Here is a 5,847-nt window from a genome sequence, read left to right on the forward strand (position 1 = left end):
GGGGAGGGCTGGGGTTCTATGGCGGCCGTGCGCTGAGACCTGACTGTTCAAACTTCACGTGTCGAGCCCGTCTCACGGAATCCGTCTTCGCGGGGCTGGGGGCGTCGCTGGGGACCGCCCTGCCCATCTACTTCCTCGGCAACCTGTTCGATGGCCAGGGAAGTCTTGGCTACACCCTGCTGGGCGCTTCGCTGGGGGCGGTGCCTTCCGCGGTGCTCGCCTTCGGGGGGCCGCGCGAGTTCGAGAATGTCGGCAGCGTTCTCTTCGTGGTGACCCCCATCGTGGGCTCGTTCCTGGGCTACGGATTATCCCATCGCTCCGCTTCCGCGAAGCCGACCCTCCTGGGGGCCCGGGTGGCGCCCGTCCTGAGCATGTCCAGGCAGGGCGTCGTCGTCGGAGGGCTGGTGGGCCAGTTTTGAGGAACTGCTCTATGACTCAGACTGTCCGCGACGCAGGCCCAGGGCCTTCATCTTCTTGTAGAAGTGACCCCGCTCCAGATCGAGGATCCGAGCCGCTTCCGTCACGTTGTCATGCGTGTGGGCGAGCACGTGCTGGATGATCTCCCGCTCCGCGTCCTCCACCTGCTCACGGAACGTCTGATCCACGCGGGGCCGCCAGCCCACGGGGCCTGACGCCACGGGTGCGGTGGTCGCGGCCGTCACCGGAGCCAGGGGCGTGTCACCCCCCACGGTGGCCGCGGGCATCGGGGGCAGGGGCCGGCCGCGAGGCAGCAGCTCCAGCGCGTCCGTGCGCGAGACGACCGGGCCTTCACACAGGATGGCCAGTCGCTCCACCAGGTTGCGCAATTCGCGCACGTTGCCCGGGTAGTCGTAGGCGCTCATCACCGCGAGCGCATCCGGCGACAGCATCAGGGGCCTCCGGCCGTTCTTCGCGCACGCCTCGCTCAGGAAGGTGTTGATGAGGTCCGGCAGGTCCTCTGCCCGCTCGCGCAGCGGGGGCGAATGAATCTGCACCACGTTGATGCGGTAGTAGAGGTCCTCGCGGAAGCGACCGGCGGCGATCTCCTTCTCCAGGTTCTTGTTCGTCGCCGCGAACACGCGCACGTCCACCTTGAGCGTCTCCGTGCCGCCCACGCGCTCCAGCTCTCCCTCCTGGAGCACGCGCAGGAGCTTCGACTGCATCGCGGCCGGCATGTCGCCAATCTCATCCAGGAAGAGGGTGCCCTCGTGCGCCAGCTCGAACTTGCCGCGCCGCACGCTCACCGCGCCGGTGAACGCGCCCTTCTCATGGCCGAACAGCTCGCTCTCGATGAGGTCGTGAGGCACCGCCGCGCAGTTGAGCTTCACGAACGGCCCGCCCTTGCGCTTGGAGTGCTGATGCAACGCTCGCGCGATGAGCTCCTTGCCGGTGCCGTTCTCGCCGGTGATGAGGACGCGGCCCTCGCTGGGCGCCGCGCGCTGGATGAGGGAGAAGATGCGCTGCATGGCCGGCCCGCCGCCCACCATGTCGAAGCGGCCCAACTGCGCGCGCAGCTCCTGCAACTCCTCCATCGCCGCCTGGTGCGTGAGCACGTTGCGCAGCGCCACCAGCAGCTTGTCCCGCGCCAGGGGCTTCTCCAGGAAGTCCCGAGCCCCCAACTGCGTCGCCTTCACCGCCGTGTCGATGGTGCCGTGGCCCGACATCATGATGACGGGCAGCTCCGGCTTGAGCTCCGTGAGCCGCGCCAGCACCGTGAGGCCGTCCATGTCCGGCATCTTCACGTCCATCAGCACCGCATCCACCGGGCGCGCGCTCACCACGTCCAGCGCCACCTGCCCGCTGCTGGCCAGCTCCGTGCGGTAGCCGGCCAGTTGGAGCGACTGGCTCAGGGTCAGGAGGATGTTCTTCTCGTCATCGACGATGAGGACGGCAGCGGGCATGGGCAAACCGGTCACACTCTCACGGAAATAATCGGGGCATCAAGCGACTCGTTCGGCCCCGAAGGAGGAGTGCGGGACAAATCTTTTGACTCACGCCAGGGTGTGCGACTAGACGCGACAGTCTTGACCCGCGCGCTAGCGGGTCACCTTTTCCCTGTGAATGCTGTACGGAGGAATGATGCGTCGGATTTCGCTTTGGGCGGGGTTGGCCCTCGCCGTGGCCGTGCTGACCGGGTGCCCGCCCACCTACCCCAAGTGCAACAACGACGAGACCTGCAAGGAGAAGGGCGAAGTCTGCGTCCAGGGTCAGTGCCAGGAGTGCGCCACGGACGACAACTGCCGTGAGGGCTTCACCTGCCAGGCGAACAAGTGCGCCCCCAAGCCTCCTGAGTGCACCACGGACGCGGCCTGTGGCTCCGGCCGCATCTGCGAGGCCGGCAAGTGCGCCGAGGCCCAGTGCAAGGACGACTCCGCGTGCAACGGCGGCAAGTGCCAGGCCGGCCGCTGCCAGGCCCCCAAGGACACCTGCACCGCCGCCACCGACTGCGGCGAGGGTCAGGACTGCCAGGGCGGCCGCTGCGTGACGGCCTCGGCCGACTCCCGCTGCGACTACTCGGCGGTGCGCTTCGGCTTCAACGAGTCCACCCTGGACTCCAGCGCGCAGTCGCGCCTGGGCGACCTGGCCGCCTGCATCAAGGCGAGCACGGGGAAGATCACCCTGGGCGGCCACGCGGACGACCGTGGCACGGAGGAGTACAACCTCCAGCTCTCCAACCGCCGCGCCGCGGCGGTCAAGCGCTACCTGACCGACCTGGGCGTGCCGTCCAACCGTCTGACGACGGTGGGCTACGGCGAGACGCGCCCTGTCGCCAACGCCGCCACCGAGGAAGCGTGGGCGGAGAACCGCCGCGTGGAGTTCCAGCGCTAGTTCTGGGGTAGGCTCTGGCGCGAAATGGCCGCCCTCGAGTCGGAAACGCGTCAGTCCTACCTGGTCTTCGCCTGTGGAAGCAGTTGGTACGCGGTACCCGCGGAAGCGGCGGCGGAGGTGGTCACCTTCCCCGAGCTGACGCGGGTACCGGGTTCCCCGCCCCACCTGCTGGGCGTGTTCGCGCACCGGGGTGAAGTCATCCCCGTCGTGGACATGAGCCTGCTGGTGGGAGGGGTGACCGCCGGTTCCCGTCGAGCGGTGCTCGTGCGCCTGCCCCGGGGAACGCTCGCCCTCACCGCCAGCTCCGTCGCCGGGGTGTCCCCCGTGACGGGCGCGCTGGAGCCCCTGGGTCCCACGGGCGTCCACGTCCACCTGCGCGGCCCCGGCAAGAGTGGCGCGCGCGACGTGGCCGTCATCGACCCCGAAGGCCTCTTCGACCACCTCAGCCAGGGCGGCTAGCGCCATGCCCCGCGCCGCCCGGGTCGAGGGGACGCTCCTGTGCCATGTGGGCCCCCACCGCCTCGCGTTCGAGGCGAACGAGGTGGCCTCCATCGCCGCGCCGGGGGACACCTGGGTGTCCGCCCGCAGGGCCTTCCGCGAGGCTTCGGGCGCCCAGCGCGTGCTCGTGACGCTCACGGGTGAGGCCGTGGGCGTGGACGGCCTGGAGATCGACGCGGAGGTGCTTTCGGTGCTGCCCCCCTCGCCGGTGGTGGCGGGCGCCTCCGGAGGAAGCCTGCGCGGCTTCGTGCTGACGCGCGGGGTGCTGTGGCCGCTGGTGCACCTGGACGGCTTCGAGCGCTATCTGCGTGGCCTGGCCCCGGAGGTCGCATGACGCCGCCGCGCAGGGAGCTGCGGACGCTGGCCCGGTGGACGACGCGCCCCCGCGTGCTGGGCAGTTGCGTGGGCGTGATGCTCGCGCTCCTGCACATCCACCTGTCCCATACGTTGCCGTCGGAGGGCCGGCTTCCGCTGTCCATCCTGGGGCTGTGCGCGCTCGCGTTGTTCCTGGGGCTGGGCGGGGTTCGCGACAGCCGCGCCCTGCGCACGTTGATCGCCCTGGGTGAGGGCCGCCTGCCTTCCACGCCCGAACACCTGCGCCGCGCGCTCCAGGAGGTCGCGGCCATGCCCGGCGTCGGCTTCTGGTTCGCGCTGCAGGGCTGGCTGGGCGGAACGGTGCTGGTGGCGGTGTCCTTCCCGCTGCTGGCGCACGTGGCGTGGACCGAAGGGCTGCGCGTGGTGCTGATGGGTCTGTCGCTGGGCCCGCTCAGCTCGATGCTCGTCTACCTCATGCTGGTGCGCCGCTCTCGCGTCACGCTGGAGCGGCTGGTGGCGGAGGGCCTGTCGCCGCTGGAGGTGCTGGCCGCGCTGCCGCCCCGGCGCATGCACATCCGCCGGCGCCTGGTGGTGTTCACCGCCATCGCGGTGCTGAGCCCGTCGCTCTTCATCCTGGATGTGGCCTACACCCGCACGGAGGCGGTGGTGGAGGCGTGGGTGAAGGCCGACACGACTCAAGCGCGGGAGGAGATCCTCGTGCGGGCCCGCAAGGGCGAGGGCACTCCCCTGGGGCTGCTCGCGGGGCTCGTCACGCTGCTGGTGCTGGGCACCGCCGCGCTCGCGGGCACGACGCTGTCGGAGCCCCTGCGCGCCATCACGGAGGACGCGACGCGCATCGCGGGCGGCGAGGTGCGCCCCCCGCGCGTCATCCACGCGGAGGACGAGGTGTGGGCCACCTCCGCGGCCTTCACCCAGATGCAGGTGCAACTGGTGCAGGCGCTCTCGCAGTTGCGCAAGGCGGGCATCCAGATCTCCTCCACCACCGAGCAACTGGTGGCCACCAGCACGGAGCAGGAGGTGGGCGCGGACGAGCAGGCTGGGGCGCTCAACGCGACCAGCGCCACCACGGAGGAGCTGGCCCGGTCCGCGCAGCAGATCGCCGACAACGCGGAGTCCGTGTCCGCCATCGCGGAGACGACGTTCAGCGCGGCGCAGTCCGGCCAGCGCGGCGCCACCGCCTTCCTGGGCGCCATGAAGCGCATGAAGCACGACAACGAGGCCATCGCGGACGCGGTGGTGCGCCTCAACAAGCGCGTGCAGCAGATTGGCAAGGTGGTGGAGTTCATCAACGAGATCGCCGACAAGTCGGACCTGCTGGCGCTCAACGCGGAGCTGGAGGGCACCAAGTCGGGCGAGGTGGGCCGGGGCTTCTCGCTGGTGGCCGCGGAGATGCGCAGGCTCGCGGAGAACGTCATCCGCTCCACGAAGGAGATTGAAGGCCTCATCGGGGAGATCCGCGACGCGACGAACGCGGCGGTGATGGCGACGGAGGCGGGCCTGAAGACGACGGAGCTGGGCACGCTGCTGGCGGCGCAGGTGGACGCCAGCCTGGGGCTCATCCTGGAGCTGGCGCGGCAGACGTCGCACGCGGTGCGGAGCATCTCCCTGGCCACGCAGCAGCAGCAGACGGGCACGGATCAGCTCGCGGCGGCGATGGGGGACATCCTGCGCGTCACCGAACAGAACGCGGCGGCGACCAAGCAGATGGTGGCGGCCAACGCGGACCTGTCCACGCTGGCGCACGACCTGCAACACGTGGTGGAGCGCTTCCACGTCGAAACCGGGGAAGGGTAGGGCGTCCATGTCCGTGCGCATCGGGCCCCGGCGGGCCTTCTTCAGCCGACACCTGGCCTTGCCCGTCCCTCTTGCGAACCTGGTGGGCTCCACGCTGGGGTTGCACTTCGCGTCGCTCGTCATCGGCGGTCCGTTGACGGGCAGCCTGAGCGCGCTCGTGTTCCTGGTGGTGGGGGTGAGCGCGCTGCACATGCTGCTGGGCGTGGGCGTGTCCCTGCGCCGGTTTCCCACGCTGCGGGCCCTGGAGCGGGGGGATGTGCCACCCTCGGCGGAACACCTGTCGGAGGCGGTGGGGGAGATGTCGCGCGCTCCGGGCGAGGCGTTCTTCCGCTCGCTGGGCTTGTGGGTGCTGACGACGGGCGTGGTGGCGGTGGTGCTGTGGACGGAGATGGGGCTGCCGGGGGTACTCAC

General features: G+C 70.3%; 5 protein-coding genes and 2 pseudogenes. 6 read left to right on the forward strand and 1 reads right to left on the reverse strand.

Annotated features, from left to right (window positions below; translation table 11 throughout):
• A pseudogene (locus tag D7V88_RS43340) lies at nucleotides 1-419 on the forward strand (hypothetical protein); the annotation flags it as partial.
• Nucleotides 420-428: 9 nt separating this feature from the next.
• Here D7V88_RS43340 and D7V88_RS38185 read toward each other — a convergent pair.
• Nucleotides 429-1,880, reverse strand: coding sequence for a sigma-54-dependent transcriptional regulator (locus D7V88_RS38185; protein WP_120545465.1), 1,452 nt, complete (start codon nucleotides 1,878-1,880; stop codon nucleotides 429-431).
• Between the two features lie 178 nt (nucleotides 1,881-2,058).
• Between D7V88_RS38185 and D7V88_RS38190 the strand changes: the two genes are divergently transcribed.
• The 5 genes and pseudogenes from D7V88_RS38190 to D7V88_RS38210 all read left to right on the forward strand — a co-directional run.
• A complete protein-coding gene (locus tag D7V88_RS38190; RefSeq protein WP_120545469.1) occupies nucleotides 2,059-2,808 on the forward strand; it encodes an OmpA family protein in 750 nt (249 codons plus the stop codon).
• Nucleotides 2,809-2,832: 24 nt separating this feature from the next.
• Nucleotides 2,833-3,267 (forward strand): chemotaxis protein CheW, encoded by a 435-nt coding sequence (locus D7V88_RS38195; protein ID WP_120545466.1) that lies wholly within the window; start codon nucleotides 2,833-2,835, stop codon nucleotides 3,265-3,267.
• A gap of 4 nt (nucleotides 3,268-3,271) precedes the next feature.
• Nucleotides 3,272-3,640, forward strand: a complete 369-nt coding sequence (locus tag D7V88_RS38200) for a protein CrdC (RefSeq protein ID WP_120545467.1) — start codon at nucleotides 3,272-3,274, stop codon at nucleotides 3,638-3,640.
• Nucleotides 3,637-5,436 carry a methyl-accepting chemotaxis protein gene (locus tag D7V88_RS38205; RefSeq protein WP_120545468.1) on the forward strand — a complete coding sequence of 600 codons (1,800 nt, stop codon included), beginning with the start codon at nucleotides 3,637-3,639 and terminating at the stop codon, nucleotides 5,434-5,436. Before D7V88_RS38200 ends, D7V88_RS38205 begins: the two co-directional genes overlap by 4 nt.
• A gap of 7 nt (nucleotides 5,437-5,443) precedes the next feature.
• Nucleotides 5,444-5,847, forward strand: a pseudogene (locus tag D7V88_RS38210) (methyl-accepting chemotaxis protein); the annotation flags it as partial.

This window comes from Corallococcus terminator (genome assembly GCF_003611635.1).
Taxonomy (GTDB): domain Bacteria; phylum Myxococcota; class Myxococcia; order Myxococcales; family Myxococcaceae; genus Corallococcus; species Corallococcus terminator.